Below are 20,574 nucleotides of genomic sequence, written 5' to 3' on the forward strand. Positions count from 1 at the left end.
AAGCTTATGGGTCTCCATTCATCGTTTTTATCAAGACCACCCTCAGTCATTAAGGCATGTATATGCGGATTGAATTTTAAATTTCTCCCAAAGGTATGGACTACGATTACTATTCCAGGGGTTAAGTCTTTATTCTTCTTTTTCTCGCTTATGATGCTTTTCATAACTTGAGCTGCACTTTCTATTAATATCGGCAGCATCTCTCTATGCCAATAAAAATATGGCCGTAGTTCTTCGGCAATTGTCATAACAACATGCCGGTGGGGAACATCGACCATCTCTTTTGACATCTTCTCTACCCATTTATCAGTGTATACCTTGCCGCATGAGGGGCAAAAACGGCTCTTGCAAGTGAATGGAACGATTTTCTTTTCTTTGCCTCCGCAATCTAAACACCAATATTCTGCAAACCCGTTTTTGGGGTCTCCACATCCGAGGACTTTAGTGACAGCTTCTCTCTCACATTCACGGATTGCCGTTGAATACTTCTCTTCAAACTCTGGCCAATTTATTTTAAGTATTTCTTTTATTTTCGACGAATATCTCATGTTTAAATGTTACCATATTATGGTCTCACCGGGTACCCTCAAAAATGTATACTTTCCTAAACAAAAATAAAACCGGCCTGGTGACCGGTTAATTTTCCTAAATTATTATACAAATCAGTCCGCCCGAGCCGTCGTTGACAATGCGCTGGAGTGTTTCCTGCAGCTTTAGCTGGGCATTTTCCGGCATGCGCTGAATCTTGTTCTGAATCCCTTCCCTTACCAGGTCATGCACGGATTTGCCGAAGATTTCCGACTTCCAAATTTTCTGCGGGTTTTCCTCAAATTCATTCAACATATACCTGACTAATTCCTCGCATTGTTTCTCCGTGCCGATGATTGGGGTGATTTCAGTAGTGATGTCTGCCTTGATCATGTGCAAAGACGGGGCGCTTGCCTTTAATCTCACCCCGAAGCGGTTGCCCTGGCGGATTAGTTCCGGTTCATCCAGGATGAGCTCATCCAGGGTCGGTGTTACCACGCCGTATCCCGCGCCTCTGACTTCACTCAGGGCGCTCGCCACCTTATCATACTCCCGCTTCGCCACACTCAGGTCCGTGACCAGGCGGAACAGGTCTTTCTCCCCTTCAACGTTAAACCCGGACTGCTCGCTCAGCACCTGATAGAACAGTTCCGCTGCTGATGTGACGTTAATTGAAGCAGAGCCGGTGCCCATGTCCAAACTGCGCAGGGTGGCTTGATCGACGAAGTCATAATCTGCCAGAAATTCCACCGCCCCGTTGATATCCCTCAACCTGCGGATGTTTTTGACAGTCTCCCGTACCGATTCCTCAAACTTCTGGCGAAGCCAGTGTTTGAAATCCAATACTTCAACCCAGGGAGGCAGGCTGATATTAACTTCGTTGACCGGAAATTCATATAAGAGCTTTTCCAGTACATATAATATATCCGCCTGGGACATTTGGGAACAGTCGATGGGAATAACCGGCACATCGTATTTTTCACTTAATTCCGCGGCCATTTGCCTGGTTTCATCCGCATCCGGCGTTGTGGAATTAAAGAGAATAAGGAAAGGGCGGTTTATATCCTTCATTTCCTCAATTACTTTTTCTTCGGCTTCGATATAGCTTTCCCTGGGAATATCAGTGATTGACCCGTCAGTGGTAACAACCAGCCCCATTGTCGAATGCTCGGAAATTACTTTTCTGGTACCCACTTCAGCGGCTTCCTGAAAGGGGATCGGCTCTTCAAACCAAGGTGTCGACACCATCCGCGGCTCGTTTTCCTCTTCATAACCAAGTGCGCCCTCGACACGGTAGCCTACACAATCAACCATTCTCATCTTGATATTCAAATTAGGAGTAATTTGGATTTCCACCGCCTCATTTGGAATAAACTTCGGCTCAGTGGTCATCACTGTTCGTCCGGCCCCGCTTTGGGGCAGTTCATCCTTGGCCCGCTCCCGGTCATAAATATTTTTCATGTTGGGTAAAACCATCAATTCCATAAATCTCTTAATAAATGTGGATTTGCCGGTGCGGACGCCTCCAACCACACCGAGATAAAGATCCCCCCCGGTGCGTTCCGCAATATCGCGGAAAATATCGGTTTTTTCCATGTTCACACTCCCTCCCGGAAAGATTTAATAAAGATTTTCTCAAAAGGTGAATCCGTATGAAGCGCACGCATCCCTCCTCCACAAGAGAAAAAGTCATAATATTAAACTCATTCGTGAAACCTAGTCCACGGTTATTTTTTTCCAGTGGCATACAATAACAATATATATATATGGAGTGTTCTAAGTGAATATAACCTGGTAAATGAAAAAACCGAAAATATTTTTCCATTTTTATCCTATGATAATCCGATAAAAAACCCCCGTTTTGGCTTTATTGGGCCGACGGGGGTTCCTTCCGTTTTTGATCTAATTATTATTCAGCAGTTTGACAGTCATCTTGGCCACTTCTTCCATTTCCCTGGTACGTCCCCTGCTCATCAGGTTGTTAACAGCGGTACCTGGGGCAAGTCCCTCGAAGAGTACCTTGTAGATTTGATCAGTTATAGGCATTTCAACAGCATACCGCGCGGAAAGCTGGTGGGCGGCACGAGTTGTGCGGACACCTTCTACTACCATATCAACCAACTCTAAAGCTTCTTCAACCGAACTTCCTTTACCGATGGCAATACCTGCCCGCCGGTTGCGGCTGTGCATGCTGGTGCAAGTAACAATCAAGTCGCCCACGCCGGCCAAGCCGGCAAAAGTAAGCGGGTTGGCGCCCATGATTACGCCTAGACGGGTGATTTCCGCCAAACCACGTGTCATCAAAGCTGCTTTAGTATTGTCGCCAAAGCTTAAGCCTTCAGCAATGCCCGTACCCAAAGCGATAATATTTTTCAGCGCGCCGCCCAGCTCCACTCCGAGCACATCTGGATTGGTATAAACTCTAAATCTATCACTCATAAATAATTCCTGTACATACTCGGCGGTTTCCAACCGGTATGACGCCGCCACTACCGCTGTTGGAAGCTCCCGGCCGACTTCTTCAGCATGGCTGGGGCCGGACAGGCCAGCATATTTTTGCAGTAGTTCCGTACCGGCTTCCTGAGCAAAAACTGCCGACATACTGCTAAGGCTCGTTTCTTCAATGCCTTTAGCAGTATTAACATATATCGTGTCATTTTTAAGAAAAGGACGGCTTTGGCGTACGACCTCGCGAAAAGCATGTGACGGCACACCAAAAACAACTACCCTGGCTTTCCGGAATGCTCGCTCCAGATCAACAGTAACTTCAATATTCGGATGAATCGCCACGCCGGGCAGATAACGACTGTTTTCCCTGGTTATGTTTATTTCTTCAGCCAACTCCGGCCGGCGGGCATACATTATAACCCGGCGCCCCTTCTTGGCAAGAAGCGCCGCCAAGGCTGTAGCCCAACTCCCGGCGCCGATAACTCCGACATGTTCCTTCACCCGTTTTACCTCCTGTTGCTTCAATCTAATAATATGTCAGTATTTTAAAATAACTTCCTCACTCTGGACTCTGTCCCTGCAAGCAACCGCTTCATGTTTGGAATATGTTTATACACCGCGATAATGGCAATAAAAACACCCAAAGCCAGATAAGGCCGCTCCAGGTGAAAAGCAAGCATAAGGAAGGGTATTGAAGACACTGCGAGAACAGAGCCTACCGATACATATCTAGTGACAACCACGGTAAAAACCCAGATTGCCGCGGCTATAGCGCCGACAGGAAGGGAGATGGCGGCAATCACGCCCACCCCGGTGGCAACCAGCTTACCACCTTTAAAGCCCAGGAAAATAGGCCAACTGTGTCCGGTCAGCACCGCCATGGCTGAAAGGGCCACGAGTACAGGTCCGCCAAAGTGCTTAGCCAAAATGACCGCCAGCACCCCTTTACCGAGGTCCCCCGCCAGGGCTACGACCCCAGCCACCGGACCGGCGTTGCGCCACACATTGGTAGTGCCGACATTGCCGCTTCCCAGGTTACGTATATCAATCCCTTTCCAGTAACGGGCTGTCAGATAACTGGCGGGAATAGAGCCAATTAAGTAGCTAGCCAATACAACCCAGAAATATTGCACGATATTAACTTCCTTTCAATTTAGCAAACCGGTTATCATTCTCTACTGTTCTTCTTTAGAGCGCCTGCGCAAGCCGAACCAAATCGGTGTTCCTTCAAATCCATAAGCGTTTCTAAACTGGTTTTCCAGGTAACGGCGGTAGGAAAAATGCATCAACTCCGGGTCATTGACAAACAAGATGAACTTAGGCGGTTTAACCCCGCCCTGTGTGGCATACATAATTTTCAACCGCCTGGTCTTGTCTCCCGGCGGGGGATTTTGCATGACAGCTTCCTTGATCAGGCTGTTGATGTTAGGAGTGCTTAACCTCATGGAGTGCTGCCCTGCGACAAAATCAACCTGTTCCAATACTCTGGGCACGCGCTGTCCGGTTAGCGCTGAGGTAAAAACGACCGGGGCATATTGCATAAAACTTAACTCATCACGTATTTTTTTAGTAAAGCGGTTCATCGTGCGGTCATCTTTTTTAATCAGATCCCATTTATTTACCACTATTACCAATGCTTTTCCCGCTTCATGGGCATATCCGGCGATGCGCTTGTCCTGGTCTGTAACACCTTCAACGGCATCCAGCACAATTAATACGACATCGCTCCGGTCAACAGCTCTTAACGCTCTAATCGCGCTGTATTTTTCCGCAAGTCCGCCGACCTTGTTTTTACGCCGCATGCCAGCTGTGTCGATGATGACATAAAGCCTGCCGTCCCGCTCAAAAGGAGTATCGATAGCGTCGCGGGTAGTACCGGATATTTTGCTGACAATTACCCGCTCCTCGCCTAAAATGGTATTGACTAAAGAAGACTTGCCCACATTGGGGCGGCCGATCACCGCGATCTTGATTGTGTCTGCCGGGTACTCATCCTCACCTTCCGGAGGAAGCAGTTCAACCAGCCTGTCCAGCAAGTCACCAGTGTTGAGACCTTCCGCCGCCGACACTGGAACCGGCTCCCCCAGACCCAGACGATAGAACTCATATAGCTGGGTTTGGGAATTAAAATTTTCAATCTTGTTAGCAACAAGTATAGCCTGCTTTTCCGAACGGCGAATGAGCGTGGCCGCTTCTTCATCATCAGGATTCAACCCTGCCCTGGCGTCAACAACAAACAGTATTACATTGGCCTCCTGTATGGCGAGCTCAATCTGTCGACGGACCCCCCGGTTGATTTCCCCGTTTTCCTGAAAATCCAGCCCTCCTGTATCCACCAGGGTAAAACTGCGGCCTGCCCATTCGGCATCCAGATAAAGACGGTCTCTGGTTACTCCAGGCTCATCTTCAACTATAGCCACCCGGCTGCCGACAATGCGGTTAAAAAGGGTTGACTTGCCCACATTGGGCCGCCCCACTATTGCTACTACCGGTTTGGGCACCGGCCTTCACCTCCCAAATAACTTGGCCATTCACAGGTTGGCGTATGGCAGCAAGACTTCAATCAATTGCCGTGGACCGTCAGCCACTGCAATCGGTTTTTTCAAGCGCCGGGAAAGCTCCGGCAAAGTCATTCCATCTAAGAATACTTCTTCATCTTTTTTAAACATTACCGCCGGAAGCACAAGGAGATCCCCGATCTTGCCGGGATCAAGCTGGGTGCTCAAATCCTGACCGGTAATCAAACCGGCTACAGTAATTTGCTTGCCAAAAAAATGATTATTGATAACTGAGATTGAAACATCCAGTCCTTTGATGTCATTAAGCACGTCCGCCACTGGCTTAAGCGCCTTTTCACCGAGAATGCCGGTAGCTAAAGTAGCCTTGAGTTGGGGTGCTCTTTGGGGCAATCTTGTTTTAATAACCTCCCACTCATCCTGAAAAAGACGGGTTAAACCAACCCCGTTTTCCACCTGGGGAAATCCGGCATATCTTTCCGCGTTGGGAATTTGTTCACCGGACAACAGGTAAAATTCATCCGAAGCGAAAACGAACGGGTTTTTCAGCCGTTCAATACAATCGTCCTGCTTACGGGTAACCCATTGTACCAATCGCGCCGCTTCATCGATATTGAAAACCCGCAGTGGAAAACAACCCTGTCTGAACCTGGTCAGTCCAACCGGCACCAAAGCCATGGAACTGACTGCCGGCCATAGGCTAACCAGGTCGTCTAAAGTCCTTTCAAGCTCTTTTTTATCATTTATTCCGGGACAAAGCACTACCTGGGTATGCATTTCTATTCCTGCCCCGGCCAGGTATTTAAGCTGTTCTAAAATCAACCCGGCTTTTTTGTTTCCAAGCATCCGCTCTCTTAATTCCGGGTTAGTCGTATGAACCGATATGTACAAAGGACTTAGCCTTTGTCTGGCAATCCTTCGCAATTGATCATCCCGCAGGTTGGTAAGAGTAATAAAATTACCGCTTAAAAAAGAAAGCCGGTAGTCGTCATCCTTTAAATAAAGCGTCCTCCGCATGTTGGGAGGCATTTGGTCAACAAAACAAAAAAGGCATCTATTAGCGCATTGGACTGTGGGTCCGAAGTTACCCGGGCCGAAATCAATGCCCAGAGGCTCGTCATAATCTTTTTCAACATCCAGATCCCAACGGGTGCCGTCTCGCTTCGCTATAATGATATCCAAACTTTCGTCAGTTTCTAAAAAACGGAGGTCTATTAAATCCCGCACTTGTTCACCGTTTATCCGTACTATCCGGTCACCCGGTTCCAGCCCAAGTTCACCGGCAATACTGCCCGGTTCCACCCTGAATACTTCCAACCCCAGTTGCCTCATGGGGCAACCCCTCCCAGCCGCTGTTCTCAAACCATTATCTATAAATTCCATAATATAGTCAAGTGAGTTTTCCTGTCACTTCTTTTTGATCACTTACTAATTGGCTTAGAGAAACATATATCTTTTTGAAACAGGCAATAATAATTGCTCTTCCCAGCGGGGCTAACAAGGCGGAATGGCATAAACGCCAGCCTGTTCGAACAAAGCTGTTCTCCTTGAATTTAATATTCACTAGATATAGCTCATCCGGCGCTCGTTTAAAAATACTAATAATACTTTCGATCAAACGGTTGATCAATTCACGATCACCTTTAACGGAGAGGGCAAATATCTTATTTCCTTGTTTGTCTTCTCCCAGGGATATTATAACGCCTTCACTATTTTGGTTTGAATTCATGAAAGGAAGATTCCACAATACGCTTACTGCAGACTCTTTCCCCTCCGGCAGCATGCCTGAATGAATCGCGCCGGCCAAACCGGCGATAGGGAATTTACTGCTGCTGAAGTATAGTATTTTTTTCAACGTTACCACCGATTGTTTTTTTAACTTTCCGGACCAAATTAATAACCTGTAAATAAGCCGCCTGGGTGCCCAGGGTGACTATCGGACGCCCGATCTTTGTATAACCGCACCGTCTGGAAAGATAACCGCCTAATTTCATTGTCCAATTCACATTTTTCATTACGTCAACCAGTAAATATTCTTCCTGCGGTATATCAAAAATGCCGGCCAAACCTTTGAAAACGCTTTGAAACACAAGCGGCCTGCCGCGACACGCTGAAAAATATATCTCATTCCCGGATTCATCCAGACCCATAAAAAAAATATGCCCGTGCTCATCGTTTTCCTGCCGGTCATAAAATGGTATTTCCCAGAATTCTTTTAGGACAGGCACACGGTCCACGGGTAATAAACCCAAATGGATTGAAGCGGCTGTGACCGAGGAATGCGCGCCGCCGTAACAATGGTAGATTATTTTCATCGATTTATGCTCCTCTAATGCCGGATAATTATAAGGGTTCCGTTCTCCAAATCATGCACCGTCGCGTCCAGCATTCTTGACAAATAAAGGGCTATCTTTTCTTGTTTTTCTTCGTCTCTGGCAAAAAAAATGGGGGCGCCCCCGCCGACTTCCTCCATATTAAGGGTGATTACAGCTAAGATTGTTCCCGAAGGCGCGTTAAGCAATTCATCTCACCTTCTTCTCAACTGACTTGACGCTTGGTTCGCATTTAGCGGCTTGCTCCTGGCGCTCTCCAGCACCGGCGTGAGTTTTATAGCGGCAATTAACTTTTCGATGTCCTTATGTACAGGTACAATATAAAGCCCAACATCACCGGTATCCGGGTTCTTCCTGGCTAGAGGGGTAAATTCAGGCAAGTCCACATCTTTCTTTGTTCCCAAGAAAACCGCCGCGGTAAAGGCAATCGCCGTCCGCTGTCCGATATCGTGAATAGTGGCACGCGCGTTGCTATCTCTGGGTTTGATCCTCACAGCTAATCCGTCTCGCAATATTTTATCCCGCATTGACTTTAGGCCAATATTAACCAAGCCAATCTCGTCAACTTTTAAGATGCCCTCCTCAAAGCTCAATCTTGCAGGTACAACATCACATATATCACCGATTAACTCGCCCGACATAAAATAATAGCTGGCGTAGAGCATGAGGAAGGCTGCGAATACCGCGGCCGGGATGCCGCCAAACTGGGCGGCAAAAGCGGTAATGAGGGATGTCCCCATCACCAGATAGTTCCTTGCTTCAAAAGTCCTCGCTATTCCTTCGATGTAGTCCAGACCTCTTTTTACCAATTCTGTTTTCTCCAGGCTTTCCAATGTTTGCCGCTCCACATTGCGAATTTCCCGGAATTGCTGCGCGGCCAATGATAAAAAAGTCACTGCCACAAAATCGGGTTTCAATAGAGCGGGAACAGCGACCGCCCCCAAAGCGGAAGCAATTAAGCCAAGTGCCGTATGGGTCAGATAGCCGTGCGGGTACCCGGGATATTGACGGTAGTCAATCCGCAGCAAAATGATTCGGGACGCAGTGCCGGCTAGGACACCGATCAATATCACAGCCAGGTAATCAGGATAATAATGTGACAGTCCCGTCACCCCCTGCAAATAATCTCCACTCCATGGCGAACGGCCGAACAATTACGCCGTTGGCGCCCTTTGGGTATACAACGCGGCTCATGTTCGGCGCCATAATTGTTTGAGCTCTGAGACCGGACTGCGGCGCGCCGCTAGTCCGGTCTCATTTTTCGAGTGGTTCTGATATCGGCGCGTTAGTAAACATGGTAGGCAGACAACATTAGTCCTTTGTCAGGTCATCTTTCCGTTCTCTCAATACTTCGTTCACAGTGGAATCGTTACTCGAATCATTAATTTTTGCTTTTGGGTTTTGCTTGCCAATTTTACGCGCAGCCACGCGCGGACCCAGGAAGCTGTTAAATTCCCTGCCGAAGCCTGTCAGTCTTTTTTTTGCGTTTTCCATGCCGCCGGAACTGATTAATAAGAATGCCAACCCTCCAACTATCGTCAAGCCAAGGATCCACCCCAACGCCTTCCATGCTCCGGCCGTCGTCCCGGACGGCCTATTTGTGATAGGCGCTCCAGGCGCGCCTGGTGTGGGTGCGGTTGGTGAAACACCGAGCACCACGGGAATAGCTTCAGCAAACATCGACATGCCCGCTTCTGCTTCTTCTTTGGTATTTGTGTGTGTACCGGCTTCGATCAACAGCGCTGTCGGCGTTAGATCCTGATTATAGTCGCCTTTTCCGACAAAAATCTCCTTTACTACCTTAGGGTGCAGTTCGTTGGCAGAAGCCATCATCTGTTTTGCAAAATCCATATTAGCGGACATTCTCGGGTTTTCCCGGCCAAGCACCAGACGAAGCTTAGCAACATTTTTGCCATCTATTTTTGACCGGTAGTAATTTGGGTCAGGAACCCCGTCCCGGTGCACGTCAAATATAGCCGACGGGTTTGTCTTCAATAAATTAGTGGCCGTCCTGCGGGAACGTGTATAGGCGTTGTTATCATGCGGATCATGGGGCGTCTGATCATAGTTGACTTGAAATCCTTCCCCTTGAAGCTTATCTACCATCGTTTTGCCAACCTGATATATGCCACCTTTAAAGGGAATCGCCTCAGTACCGTCCGAAGGGACATAAGATTCATCCGTATGAGAGTGGTATACCGCAAAAGTGCCCTTGTTCTTCTCTGCCAGGTTTTTAACTACCGCCGCACTTAGACCGGCGTAAAATTCATTATAAGCTAATATTTGTGAATCCATGCCCAGGAATTTCGCTTCAGCCTTGTCCCCTTGGACACGTTCCACCCGGTAATGCTTGCCCTCCGATGTGTATAATTCATCTCCCGTTGAAGCTATTCTGGCCATTTCGCTGATAGTGGTTCCCTCTTCATCAACGATAGTGGTATATCGGCCGATTAGATGATCCGGTGTTTCTTTATTAAAAAAACCTGCGGCTGTAAAAGCCGGCCTTAGTAAAAGACTATTAAAGTGATAATATAATAAAGCGCCGGCCAGCAGCACCATGACGCCTAGCCCAATGATGATTTTATTCTTTTCCTTCATGTTTATCGACATCCTCCTTTCTCTTTTTATCGCTAAAAGCGCTACTTTCAGCTTCCCTGTGCATGTTTTGGCTGCTTTCATCCGAAACGCCGAGTTCCGGTTTTTGCAGTCCTTGCACCAGTCCGTGCGGTCTTCCTTCGGCACTCGGTCCACCGGACAATCTTTCAAACGATTCACCAATAACTTCAGCCAAAAGAATCGCCACAATACCGGCTAGAATAATTGTGTCGAAAGCGCCGCCGCCACCTATGGCAACATTATAATTACCCGGCGCGCCATTTCTTAATAGCCAGACATAGTGAAATATATCAACTAATAGTACGCCCAGAGTTGCGGAGATAAATGCCGCCCGCCGGGATCTGCCGAAAATGTAAGCGACAATCCCGCCTACCAGCGGGTAGAGATAAATCGCATCCAATATTGCATAACGTCCAGCCGGCTCAACGGTGGAACCGGAATTTACCAGCGAGCCGATTATGTATACGGCTATCGCCGTTACTACCGCGCCGATGACAGCCCTGCTCCATTCCTTTGCGGTGCCAGCCTTAGCCAAAAGGTATATTGCCAACCCTATCGGCACCAGCGCGCCCCCAACGTTAATTGAAGTGTTAAAAGGAGCAAAAGGTATGGGAATATTAATATAACTGCCGATAATGATTGCGGCAATGACGAGCAGCGCGCCACGATCGGACAGTCTCATCCGGTCAAGAGCGCGTTGGGCCAACCCAAGATAAATAACTATCGATCCAATCAGCAAAAGGGTGATACCTACCGGGAATCGCTCCAAAGTAATCAGCCTCCTCATATTTAGGAATAACATTGTTATACTGTCCATTCAATTTAAAAATATTCAAATTGAATCGTTATCAAGGAATAAATTTGCTTTTGATGACCTTTGGCATATAACGCGTAACGCGGCTCATGTTCGGCTCCATATAAAACTGTTCGCAGCTAAAAAAAACCTGTGATAGTCTTGCACATATCACAGGTTTTCTTCTTAATTTCAGTATTCTATTTATCTTAATTTCTTACTTAAAAAGAACTAATCTTTTTTCTCAAACACGTTGCCGACCATGTCACCTATGGTAATAACTTCATTGTCGGTTTCTTGTCCCATGGCACTGGAATAATCACGTGATTCCCGCTCCTGTTTTTCCTTGGTGACTTCTCTGATTGATAAGCGTATACGCTTATCAGCCTTATCTACACTTAATACTTTGACGTTTACCTCTTCACCTTCGGTTACTACTTCTTCAGGTTTGGCCACGTGCCGGTCAGCCAGGTGAGATATGTGTACGAGTCCTTCCACACCAGGTTCAAGCTGAACAAATGCGCCAAAAGGTGCAAGACGTACAACTTTTGCTATAATGATACTACCGACGGGATATTTCTCATCTACACTGTCCCATGGATTTGGCAGCACTTGCTTTAAGCCTAATGATATTTTCTCATTTTCCCGGTCGACTTTTAGAACCATCACTTCCAGTTCATCGCCGACTTTTACTACTTCGGAAGGATGGTTAATCCGGTACCAGGACATTTCGGAAATGTGCAGGAGGCCGTCTACACCGCCGATATCAACAAAAGCTCCAAATTGAGTCAAGCGGCGCACAGTACCTTTGACAATTTGCCCTTCTTGCAAGTTTTCAAGCATTTCCTGACGAATGCGGGCATAATCTTCCTCAAGCACTGCTTTACGCGATAAAATTACTTTTTTCCTGCCACGGTTTATTTCTATCACACGGGCAGTAATTTCCTGCCCCAGGTATTTAGAAAGGTCTTCAACATAACCACGTTCAACCAGGGAAGCGGGTAAAAACGCCCTCGCTCCAACATCCACCAACAGACCGCCTTTAACTACTTCACGGACTGTTCCATTTATAGGTTCTTGGGTGTTTAACGCTTCTTCCAGTTTAGCCCAAGCTTTTTCAGCATCAGCTTTCTCTTTGGATAGAATTAGCTTCCCTTCGTTGTCCTCTGCCTTCAAAACGCATACCTCTATTTCATCCCCTACCTTGACAACGTCTTGGGGGGAAGTAACTTCACAGCAGGACAGTTCCCTGATGGGAATAACTCCTTCCGATTTCGCGCCCACGTCGACCATTACTTCATCCTGTCCAACGTGAACCACTACTCCTTTGACAATTTCGCCATGCCGTAGCGCCTTTACCTCTACAGCATCCTTCATGCCTTCTTCAGCACTGACCATCTCTTCATTGTCACTCATTCGTCTTTTAACCTCCTCTATAATCCAGTCAGGCGTGGATGCACCCGCTGTTAACCCCGCAACTTTCGCTCCCCGAAACCAAGACTGCTTCAGATCAGCCGCTGTTTCGACATGATATGTTGTTTTACCCGATTTCCGGCAGATATCAACCAGTTTCCTGGTATTTGCGCTGTTTATTCCTCCGGCTACAACCATCACGTCAACTTGACGGGCTAGTTCCAGGGCAGCTTGTTGCCGCTCTGCTGTAGCACTGCAAATTGTATTGAATACTTTTATTTCAGCTGCTGTCTTACTAATAGCCTCAACGGTTGATTTAAAATTATCCAGAGATTGCGTGGTTTGAGCGATTATTCCTATCTTGCCGGTCAATGACAAAAGACTTGATTCGTCGGCGTTCTCTATAACCAAGCCCTGCTCACCGGTCCAACCTATTATGCCGCGTACTTCCGGGTGGTTTTTGTCTCCAACTACCACCACTTGATAACCTTTCGCGGTGAGGTCACGTGCAAGAACATGTGCTCTGTGCACAAAGGGGCAAGTGGCATCCACAATATTCAAACCCCGGGCTCTAGCTGTTTGCAAAACGGCAGGCTCGACACCATGAGACCTGATTATAAGCGTACCGGTATCTGCTTCCACCGGATCCGAGATTTCTTTAATACCCATTTCAGCCAGTCGAGCCTGTACTTGCGGATTGTGAATTAAAGGACCCAGGGAATAAACCGGGCCGGCTCTCTCAAACACTGTTGCTCGCGCCATTTCAATAGCTCTATTCACACCGAAACAAAACCCGGCTTTTCCGGCTATACGCACTTCCATACTAACACCGCTTTTATCACAAGAACATTCGCTACGCAACCTTAAATTTCCTTCAAACTATTTTTACAATTTTTAAGTAATTTTTATTAAAGTTTATCTAATAGTTCAGCTATTTGGTCCATTATACTATTACTGACCTTTTCCATATCCGCTCGTGAAGTTTTTGCGTCTGTTTTATAAAACACCGGTTTGCCGATATTTACCCTTACTTTGCCAAAAAACCCCCTTGAACCTTTAATGGCAACCGGCAAAAATGGCACACCTGCTTTCAAAGCCAACATAGCCGCACCTGGATGCGGCTTTAACAATTCGCCGGTGCGACTTCTTGTACCTTCAGGGAAAACGCCTACAATTTGACCTTCCTCCAACAGTTTCATCGCCGTACGGATTGCTGTCCGGTCTAACTGATCCCGTCTAACCGGAAAAGTGCCTACAGCACGGATGAACGTGCTAAGCAAAGGGATATCAAACAACTCTGATTTGGCCATGTAATTAATTCTCCGGTTGATGGCGCAACCAACTATAACCGGATCCCAGTAGCTAGTATGGTTTGAAACCAGCACCAGTCCGCCTTCCGCCGGAAGGTTGGACAACCCGTGGATTTCCCAGCGTCTTAACACTGCTAGAACAATCCGGCAAACAAACCGGGCCAAAATATAGACCATATATTCTTTACCTTTCCGTTAAAACCCGATCTTTAATCATCTTAACAACCTTCTCGGCAGTAAAGGAAGAACAGTCAATAATCTCTGCGTCTGGAGCCGGAGTCAAGGGATCAGCCTCCCTGGAAGTGTCTATTCTATCTCTTTCTAGTATTTCCGCCTCCATCTGCTCCTGATCAACATGGTAGCCTTTTGCGAAAAGCTCCTCCCTGCGTCTTCTCGCTCTTTCTTCAGTAGACGCGGTAAGATAAATCTTGATCCGGGCGTCCGGGAGAACCACCGTTCCTATATCCCGCCCTTCCATAACCACACCGCCTTGTTTGGCCATTTCCTTTTGCAGCTTTACCAAATGCTTTCTCACTGCGGGAATACTGGCAGTTAAAGAAACATTCCTAGAAATGTGCGGACTCCTAATTTGTTCAGTAACATCCTCACCGTCCAGCAATACTTTCAAGTTATGATCATCCCCGGCTATGAGTTCGACGGAGACGGCTGCCGCCATTTCACCGACGGAAACCGGCTCATTCAGGTCCAGTCCTTCTCGAAGAGCCTTTAACGTGACTGCCCGGTACATTGCGCCCGTATCTATATATAAATATCCAAGTTCTTTTGCGACCATTTTAGCTACTGTACTTTTGCCGGCCCCGGCGGGTCCGTCTATAGCGATATTAGGCTTTGGATCCATAGCCCCTCCAGGAAACATACTTAATTTTACAACATAGTTACTTCGACATATTTGAGTTTTCCCCTTTTTTTTAAAAAAATAGACACGCCGTTACCTTGGTTTAAAAGAATAATTAGTTGTTACCCGTTATTACATCAAATAGTATCTTAGGTAAATTATTCCCAGAATATATTATTCTACATGTATAATTTTTAATACCTGTAAAAGAAGACGCTTTTTTACTGTGTGCTTTGTCGCTTTATATCTGTCGCTCTTTTTATCAATTCAGCTACTACAGTCTCCTCTTTCTTAATATGTTCGCCGAGCATTTGTACGATTTGATAACCATACTTCAGGATCGCTTCTTTATCAATATTCCCCTCCAGTGGTTGAACCGGCCATGATCTATTAAAATTCTTCGGGGTCTCTTCGATATTAATATTCTTTGAAGTAGAAATAATTTGTGCCGTAATGTGTTTTAAATTTTTTTCCTTGTCAGGCATATCTCCTATTGATTTAATGAAGCCATCAAAGGCTTCGTAAAGAATTTTATGCTCATCGTACATACCGCTAATAAATATTTTACCGTTCTCATCAACACTAGCGGCCTTTGGGTAAACAATCAAATCTTCTTCTTTAAAATGAGGTATTAAAACATTTTTTATCACCGTGGCAAACTCTATTAACTCCCAGATAACATTTTGGCCTGCTCCACCGTACTCTATATCCTTTAAGTTTCCTTCCAATTTTGGTAATATCCTTATTATTGCCATGTGTTCTTCGTGAAACTTATCTAACCAAAGCATTTGAAAGTCCTCCATTAATTTCTCAATAAATTAAGCATTAACCGCGTGATCTGTTATGTCTATTTTTCGTTCTTTGTTATTTAATTACTCTGTTAATGTAATTGAACTAGTTGGGCAACTATCTTCACAAGCTCCACATCCGAGACAGGCTTCCGGGTGAACAACTGTGGAAAAGTCGTTTACTTCAAATACCTTTGGATCTGCCGGACATACCTCATAACAGGTGGCGCAAGCAATACACGTTTCGCTGTTTACTATTGGATGCATTATTGTTTGACCTCCAATGAAATACAGTTATTTTGAAATCAAAGAATTTTGTCTTATAACACAGAATTAATTGTTTATCATGTAAATGGTTGTGAATATTCTGTTAATTGCTATCACGCTTCTTTAAACACTTTACAACTAAGCAAGCTCACCTTAGGAAATACTTAAAGCGGAGAATAAGTTAATGTCCTTTATAAACTACATATTTGTAATTGATTAGCATCATTAGCTAATATCATTGATTTAGATATAATGTCCGTGATACTACTAAGTTCTTTAGTCATACAATCCAATTCATCAGGAGTAGCTTCGACCGTTAAGTTTATAATACCACGATCACATTTAGAATAAGGAATTCCACTGCGAAGTAAAATTAATGAACCATATTTCGTTAATATTTGCTGTACTTTGGGTGCATTTTCTGATTTCTGATTAACTAAAATACCAATAATACAAACATGTTTTTCCATTATTTTCCCTCCAATTAGATTTCCTTTTTATTTAATATGACCATTGGTGTTAACTAGCCTGAAATAGGGTTCTTAACTACCAGTACTTGAAGCTCTTCGCCTGGCAACGTTTTAAGGCCATGTGGCGTACCTTTTGGGCTAAAAACTATATCTGTCGCTCCAATATATTCTTCTTCATTCCCAATTTGGATAATGCCTTTACCCTTCATCACATAAAAGAAAATATCGACAGAGGCTTCGTGTTTTTCCAGGACTTCACCTGATTTAAGAAGAATGTTCATAATGACAAATGATTTATTCTCTAAAATTTTTTTAGCTGTGATACCTTTTGGTGTTATGAATGTGGCGATATTTTCCAATCTAACCAGTTTCATGGAAACCCACCCCCTCTTAACGATAGATAATTTTGTCATTGTTACGGTATTAATAATTATTAATCATAATTGTCCAAGTCTCAATACTTTTAATAAATGGTATTTGATAACGTATATATTAGATTATAACAAACACCATAAATTCTTAGCAAGATAGACTAGTGACGCTCTCCAAATCGAAGCTTTTTAATTAAGTCACGAAATTATTATTATAATACAGTTCAATAATCATTTAAGGATACTTTTTATAATTGTTTCAAACCCTGGGAATGACACATCAATACATTCCGCTCCGCGCACCACGGTTTCCCCTTCCGCCGCCAGTCCGGTTACAGCCGCAGCCATAGCGATGCGGTGATCGCCATGACTCTCACATACTGCGCCTTTAAGCTGACGTCCGCCTCGAACTAAGAGGCCGTCCGGCAGTTGTTCCACATCGGCCCCAAACATGCCCAGCATTGCCGCGACGGTGGCAATCCGGTCGCTTTCCTTAACTTTTAACTCAGCAGCGTCCTTAATTATGGTAACTCCCCCGGCCAGCGCCGCGGCTACCGCCAAAACAGGCACTTCATCAATCAGGCGGGGAATGGTTTCACCTCCGACAGTCACACCGGATAACTTTCCTGTATAGCGTGCCCTGATGTCCGCAACCGGCTCTCCGCCTTCATCCCGCCGGTCAAGCAACTCAATGTCGGCGCCCATCTCCCACAGTACATCCAGTATTCCGCTCCTGGTAGGGTTTACCCCAACCCCCGGCAGGATGATGTCCGATCCGGGAACCACAGAAGCTGCAACAATGAGAAAGGCTGCTGAAGAAATATCTCCTGGAACAACTACCTTTTGTCCTTTGAGACAAGGGCGGCCGCTTAACCAAACATGATTGCCGTTAACCTCAACATCGGCGCCAAAGTATTCCAGCATTCTCTCCGTATGATCCCTGGAGCGGTACGGCTCAGTCACTGTCGTCGCTCCCTTCGCATACAGGCCGGCCAGAAGCACTGCTGACTTGACCTGGGCACTGGCCACGGCGCTATTCAAAAAAAAGGGGGTTAGATTACCGCCTCTTACTGCCAGGGGAGCCAGGTTCGAGCCCTGTCTTCCCTCAATTTGCGCGCCCATCTGACCCAGCGGTTCGGTGACCCGGGCCATCGGACGGCGCCGCAGGGAAGCGTCACCGGTAATTACGCTGAAAAACGGCTGACCCGCCAGAATCCCCAGGAGTAACCGCATAGTTGTGCCTGAATTGCCGGCGTCCAGGATATCTTCCGGTTCAGCAAGACCATCCAGACCCCGGCCGTGTACCTTTACCACAGCGTTATCCGGACCTTCTATTTCAATGCCCAGCTTTCTCATGCAGTCAATCGTTGACAAACAATCTTCTCCCGGAAGAAAATTCTCGATCAACGTGTCACCTTCAGCTATTGCTCCGAGCATTACCGCCCTGTGTGAGATCGACTTGTCTCCCGGCACCGAATATTTTCCCTTTAAAGCACCTGCCGGTTCGATACGCAGGTCCATTTAAATTCACCTTCCCCAAAAAAATATTATTAATTCAAACTATCAAGGCCAGCATCTATTTCTTTCTGACAGTATATCCTTTTTCCTTAAGCACATTGAAGGCATTATCCTGCTCTTCCTGAGTAGCGAAACCCACTCTGATTGTTCCGCCTTCACCCTCACGCACCCGCAAAATTTCAATATCACTAATATTTATATCCGCATTGGCCAGGGGCGCGGCAAATGCAACGATAGCGCCAGGCTGATCGGGTACAGTGACTACAATTTCATAAAGGTTCGATAGATACCTGCTTGTCTTTGCCGGCAGGCCGGATCGGACATCTCTGGCGCTAATAAGCTTTTTCAGTATTTCCGCCCCTTCACCAGTTTCGATGATCTTTTCGTATTTGTTAAGTTCTACCTGGAAACTCCGGATCATGTTAATAACTTGCTCACGGTTGGCCAGCAAAATGTCCCGCCACATCGTCGTATTACTTGAAGCAATCCTGGTGGTGTCCCTGAATCCGCCTGCGGCAAGGGGCAAAATACTCTCGCCGCCGGGCATCCGGGCAACGGTATTAACCAGCGACGAAGCAATTATATAGGGCAAGTGACTGACCGCCGCTACTGCCTGGTCATGTTGTTCCGGGTCCATCTCGATTAATTTAGCTCCTACCCCGGCAACCAGCTTACCAACTTTGGTTACAGCGGCCGGAGGTGTTTCAGAAGTTGGAGTAAGAATGTATACCGCGTTTTCAAACAGATACGGGTCGGCTTCCCGCACTCCCGCCCGTTCGGTGCCTGCCATCGGATGACCGCCGACAAAGCATGCGCCGGACGGTAAAAGCTGCGCGGCGTCCCGCACAATGGCAGCCTTGGTGCTCCCGACATCAGTTACTACCGCAGCCGGGGAAAGGTATGGAATAATTTCTTTCAACACCTTTATCGTCACACTCACTGGAGTGGCGATAATGATCAGGTCAGCTCCATGCACACTATTTGTAATTGAATCGGTATAACGGTGAATGGCGCCGAGTTCACGGGCCAGGTACAGATTTTCGGCGGACGATCCTGAGCCAACCACTTCTCCAGCCAGTCCCCGCGCGCACAGCGCCATACCCAGGGAGCCGCCGATCAGGCCGACACCAATGATCGCAACCCGGTTAAAGTCGGGGTTCAAGGCATCTTCCTCCCAACTGCCGCTACAACTTGGTTTAACTCTGACATCATTTTGTTAAAATTCACCGGGGTAAGTGACTGGGGTCCGTCGCATAAAGCCTCGGGCGGGTTCGGATGTACCTCTACCAGCAACCCGTCGGCACCGGCGGCAATAGCCGCTTTGGCCATTGACGGGACGAAGCGCCATTTGCCGATGGCATGGCTGGGATCTACAATTACCGGCAAGTGAGAAAGATGTTTTACAACTGGGATGGCGGTCAGGTCCAGCGTATTCCTGGTATAATTCTCAAAGCTCTTGATGCCTCGCTCACACAGGATAATATTGTAATTGCCGCCGGACATTATATATTCAGCGGCCATCAGCCACTCCTCGATGGTAGCTGACGGGCCCCTTTTCAGCAACACAGGTTTATCTACTTTAGCCACTTCCCGCAACAGTGAAAAATTCTGCATATTGCGGGCGCCTATTTGCAAGATATCAGCGTAATCAGCGATCATCGGCACGGTGCGCACATCCATCACTTCCGTCACAATCAGGAGACCGGTGAGTTCCCGGGCCTCGGCCAGGAATTTCAGCCCTTCCTCCTCCAGCCCTTGAAAGGAATAAGGAGATGAACGGGGCTTATAAGCGCCCCCTCTGAGTATGGTGGCGCCAGCCTTTTTCACAATTTCCGCCGTTTCCAGGACTTGTTCACGGCTTTCCACGGCGCAAGGACCGGCTGCCACATGAACAGTATCACCGCCGATTTCCAGACCGCCTACCCTGATGACAGTTCCTTCTTCGTGAAAAGTCCTGCTGGCCAGTTTATACGGTTGTAAAATGGGTACAACCTTTTCCACACCGGACATAGCCTCCAAGCCAACGTCTCCAAGATGGGTCTTATCCCCGATTGCGCCAATAATAGTTCGTTCCACACCCTGGGAAAGATGAATCTGAAACCCCGCCTTTTCCAGCCTGGTTATTACCGCTTCTATTTTATCATCACCGGCGCGATGATCCATAACGATAATCAAAATAAACAACCTCCTCAAACTTTTAAAAATATAAAAGCATTCCACGGAGGAATGCTTAACCAGACCATAAGAACATCACTTATCGCCTCCCCGCCGTACTACCGTGCTTCTTTGTTTTTTGAGCGCCTGCGAGCGTTCCTCCAGGCGAAATATACCTGCCGTGACAACCATT

The 20,574-nt window shown here is 46.7% G+C and carries 22 protein-coding genes; all 22 read right to left on the bottom strand.

Translation table 11 applies throughout. The features are described from left to right. Positions 1-548: IS91 family transposase (locus L7E55_RS03130; protein ID WP_277442585.1), on the bottom strand; the 548-nt coding region annotated here is incomplete at its 3' end. A 97-nt stretch (positions 549-645) separates the two neighbouring features. Then, positions 646-2,124 carry a stage IV sporulation protein A gene (gene spoIVA / locus L7E55_RS03135; protein WP_277442586.1) on the bottom strand — a complete coding sequence of 493 codons (1,479 nt, stop codon included), beginning with the start codon at positions 2,122-2,124 and terminating at the stop codon, positions 646-648. A gap of 306 nt (positions 2,125-2,430) precedes the next feature. Next, positions 2,431-3,477: an NAD(P)H-dependent glycerol-3-phosphate dehydrogenase gene (locus tag L7E55_RS03140; protein WP_277442587.1), complete on the bottom strand. Its 1,047-nt coding sequence runs from the start codon at positions 3,475-3,477 to the stop codon at positions 2,431-2,433. Between the two features lie 44 nt (positions 3,478-3,521). After that, positions 3,522-4,109 (bottom strand): glycerol-3-phosphate 1-O-acyltransferase PlsY, encoded by a 588-nt coding sequence (plsY, locus tag L7E55_RS03145; RefSeq protein ID WP_277442589.1) that lies wholly within the window; start codon positions 4,107-4,109, stop codon positions 3,522-3,524. Between the two features lie 42 nt (positions 4,110-4,151). Further along, a complete protein-coding gene (gene der, locus L7E55_RS03150) occupies positions 4,152-5,477 on the bottom strand; it encodes a ribosome biogenesis GTPase Der (protein WP_277442591.1) in 1,326 nt (441 codons plus the stop codon). Positions 5,478-5,507: 30 nt separating this feature from the next. Continuing rightward, positions 5,508-6,824, bottom strand: a complete 1,317-nt coding sequence (locus L7E55_RS03155) for a DUF512 domain-containing protein (RefSeq protein WP_277442592.1) — start codon at positions 6,822-6,824, stop codon at positions 5,508-5,510. A gap of 58 nt (positions 6,825-6,882) precedes the next feature. Next, positions 6,883-7,347: a DUF3189 family protein gene (locus L7E55_RS03160; RefSeq protein WP_277442594.1), complete on the bottom strand. Its 465-nt coding sequence runs from the start codon at positions 7,345-7,347 to the stop codon at positions 6,883-6,885. Then, entirely contained in the window at positions 7,316-7,807 is a 492-nt protein-coding gene (locus tag L7E55_RS03165; protein WP_277442596.1) for a DUF3189 family protein, read from the bottom strand. The genes L7E55_RS03160 and L7E55_RS03165 overlap by 32 nt, the downstream gene beginning before the upstream one ends. A gap of 14 nt (positions 7,808-7,821) precedes the next feature. Beyond that, positions 7,822-8,013, bottom strand: a complete 192-nt coding sequence (locus tag L7E55_RS03170) for a capping complex subunit for YIEGIA (RefSeq protein ID WP_277442597.1) — start codon at positions 8,011-8,013, stop codon at positions 7,822-7,824. 6 nt (positions 8,014-8,019) lie between these two features. Further along, entirely contained in the window at positions 8,020-8,946 is a 927-nt protein-coding gene (locus tag L7E55_RS03175) for a YIEGIA family protein (RefSeq protein WP_277442599.1), read from the bottom strand. A 190-nt stretch (positions 8,947-9,136) separates the two neighbouring features. Beyond that, complete coding sequence (gene spoIIP / locus L7E55_RS03180; protein WP_277442601.1) at positions 9,137-10,423, bottom strand: stage II sporulation protein P; 1,287 nt, start codon at positions 10,421-10,423, stop codon at positions 9,137-9,139. After that, a complete protein-coding gene (locus L7E55_RS03185; protein ID WP_277442603.1) occupies positions 10,407-11,210 on the bottom strand; it encodes a DUF1614 domain-containing protein in 804 nt (267 codons plus the stop codon). The genes spoIIP and L7E55_RS03185 overlap by 17 nt, the downstream gene beginning before the upstream one ends. 255 nt (positions 11,211-11,465) lie before the next feature. Next, positions 11,466-13,469: a bifunctional 4-hydroxy-3-methylbut-2-enyl diphosphate reductase/30S ribosomal protein S1 gene (locus tag L7E55_RS03190; protein WP_277442604.1), complete on the bottom strand. Its 2,004-nt coding sequence runs from the start codon at positions 13,467-13,469 to the stop codon at positions 11,466-11,468. An 86-nt stretch (positions 13,470-13,555) separates the two neighbouring features. Further along, the gene (locus L7E55_RS03195) at positions 13,556-14,134 is read right to left on the bottom strand and encodes a lysophospholipid acyltransferase family protein (RefSeq protein WP_277442605.1); all 579 of its coding nucleotides are present in this window, start codon (positions 14,132-14,134) and stop codon (positions 13,556-13,558) included. A 7-nt stretch (positions 14,135-14,141) separates the two neighbouring features. After that, positions 14,142-14,816, bottom strand: coding sequence for a (d)CMP kinase (cmk, locus tag L7E55_RS03200; protein ID WP_277442607.1), 675 nt, complete (start codon positions 14,814-14,816; stop codon positions 14,142-14,144). Positions 14,817-15,034: 218 nt separating this feature from the next. Then, complete coding sequence (locus L7E55_RS03205) at positions 15,035-15,601, bottom strand: hemerythrin domain-containing protein (RefSeq protein WP_277442609.1); 567 nt, start codon at positions 15,599-15,601, stop codon at positions 15,035-15,037. Between the two features lie 84 nt (positions 15,602-15,685). Continuing rightward, positions 15,686-15,868, bottom strand: coding sequence for an indolepyruvate ferredoxin oxidoreductase subunit alpha (locus L7E55_RS03210; protein WP_277442610.1), 183 nt, complete (start codon positions 15,866-15,868; stop codon positions 15,686-15,688). A gap of 191 nt (positions 15,869-16,059) precedes the next feature. Further along, positions 16,060-16,338: a TM1266 family iron-only hydrogenase system putative regulator gene (locus L7E55_RS03215; protein WP_277442611.1), complete on the bottom strand. Its 279-nt coding sequence runs from the start codon at positions 16,336-16,338 to the stop codon at positions 16,060-16,062. 53 nt (positions 16,339-16,391) lie between these two features. Further along, positions 16,392-16,712: a cupin domain-containing protein gene (locus L7E55_RS03220; protein WP_277442612.1), complete on the bottom strand. Its 321-nt coding sequence runs from the start codon at positions 16,710-16,712 to the stop codon at positions 16,392-16,394. A 228-nt stretch (positions 16,713-16,940) separates the two neighbouring features. After that, the gene (gene aroA, locus L7E55_RS03225) at positions 16,941-18,230 is read right to left on the bottom strand and encodes a 3-phosphoshikimate 1-carboxyvinyltransferase (RefSeq protein ID WP_277442613.1); all 1,290 of its coding nucleotides are present in this window, start codon (positions 18,228-18,230) and stop codon (positions 16,941-16,943) included. Positions 18,231-18,285: 55 nt separating this feature from the next. Beyond that, positions 18,286-19,389 (bottom strand): prephenate dehydrogenase, encoded by a 1,104-nt coding sequence (locus L7E55_RS03230; protein WP_277442614.1) that lies wholly within the window; start codon positions 19,387-19,389, stop codon positions 18,286-18,288. Beyond that, positions 19,386-20,402 (bottom strand): 3-deoxy-7-phosphoheptulonate synthase, encoded by a 1,017-nt coding sequence (gene aroF, locus L7E55_RS03235; RefSeq protein ID WP_277442615.1) that lies wholly within the window; start codon positions 20,400-20,402, stop codon positions 19,386-19,388. The genes L7E55_RS03230 and aroF overlap by 4 nt, the downstream gene beginning before the upstream one ends. Between the last annotated feature and the right edge of the window lie 172 nt (positions 20,403-20,574).

The sequence above is a fragment of the Pelotomaculum isophthalicicum JI genome (assembly GCF_029478095.1).
Taxonomy (GTDB): domain Bacteria; phylum Bacillota; class Desulfotomaculia; order Desulfotomaculales; family Pelotomaculaceae; genus Pelotomaculum_D; species Pelotomaculum_D isophthalicicum.

Coding starts and splice junctions, on each gene's coding strand:
- L7E55_RS03215 (WP_277442611.1), bottom strand. CDS start 16,338: ATGGAAAAACATGTTTGTATTATTGGTATTTTAGTTAATCAGAAATCA.
- L7E55_RS03220 (WP_277442612.1), bottom strand. CDS start 16,712: ATGAAACTGGTTAGATTGGAAAATATCGCCACATTCATAACACCAAAA.
- L7E55_RS03205 (WP_277442609.1), bottom strand. CDS start 15,601: ATGCTTTGGTTAGATAAGTTTCACGAAGAACACATGGCAATAATAAGG.
- L7E55_RS03190 (WP_277442604.1), bottom strand. CDS start 13,469: ATGGAAGTGCGTATAGCCGGAAAAGCCGGGTTTTGTTTCGGTGTGAAT.
- spoIIP (WP_277442601.1), bottom strand. CDS start 10,423: ATGAAGGAAAAGAATAAAATCATCATTGGGCTAGGCGTCATGGTGCTG.
- cmk (WP_277442607.1), bottom strand. CDS start 14,816: ATGGATCCAAAGCCTAATATCGCTATAGACGGACCCGCCGGGGCCGGC.
- L7E55_RS03210 (WP_277442610.1), bottom strand. CDS start 15,868: ATGCATCCAATAGTAAACAGCGAAACGTGTATTGCTTGCGCCACCTGT.
- L7E55_RS03155 (WP_277442592.1), bottom strand. CDS start 6,824: ATGAGGCAACTGGGGTTGGAAGTATTCAGGGTGGAACCGGGCAGTATT.
- L7E55_RS03165 (WP_277442596.1), bottom strand. CDS start 7,807: ATGAAAATAATCTACCATTGTTACGGCGGCGCGCATTCCTCGGTCACA.
- L7E55_RS03195 (WP_277442605.1), bottom strand. CDS start 14,134: ATGGTCTATATTTTGGCCCGGTTTGTTTGCCGGATTGTTCTAGCAGTG.
- aroA (WP_277442613.1), bottom strand. CDS start 18,230: ATGGACCTGCGTATCGAACCGGCAGGTGCTTTAAAGGGAAAATATTCG.
- spoIVA (WP_277442586.1), bottom strand. CDS start 2,124: ATGGAAAAAACCGATATTTTCCGCGATATTGCGGAACGCACCGGGGGG.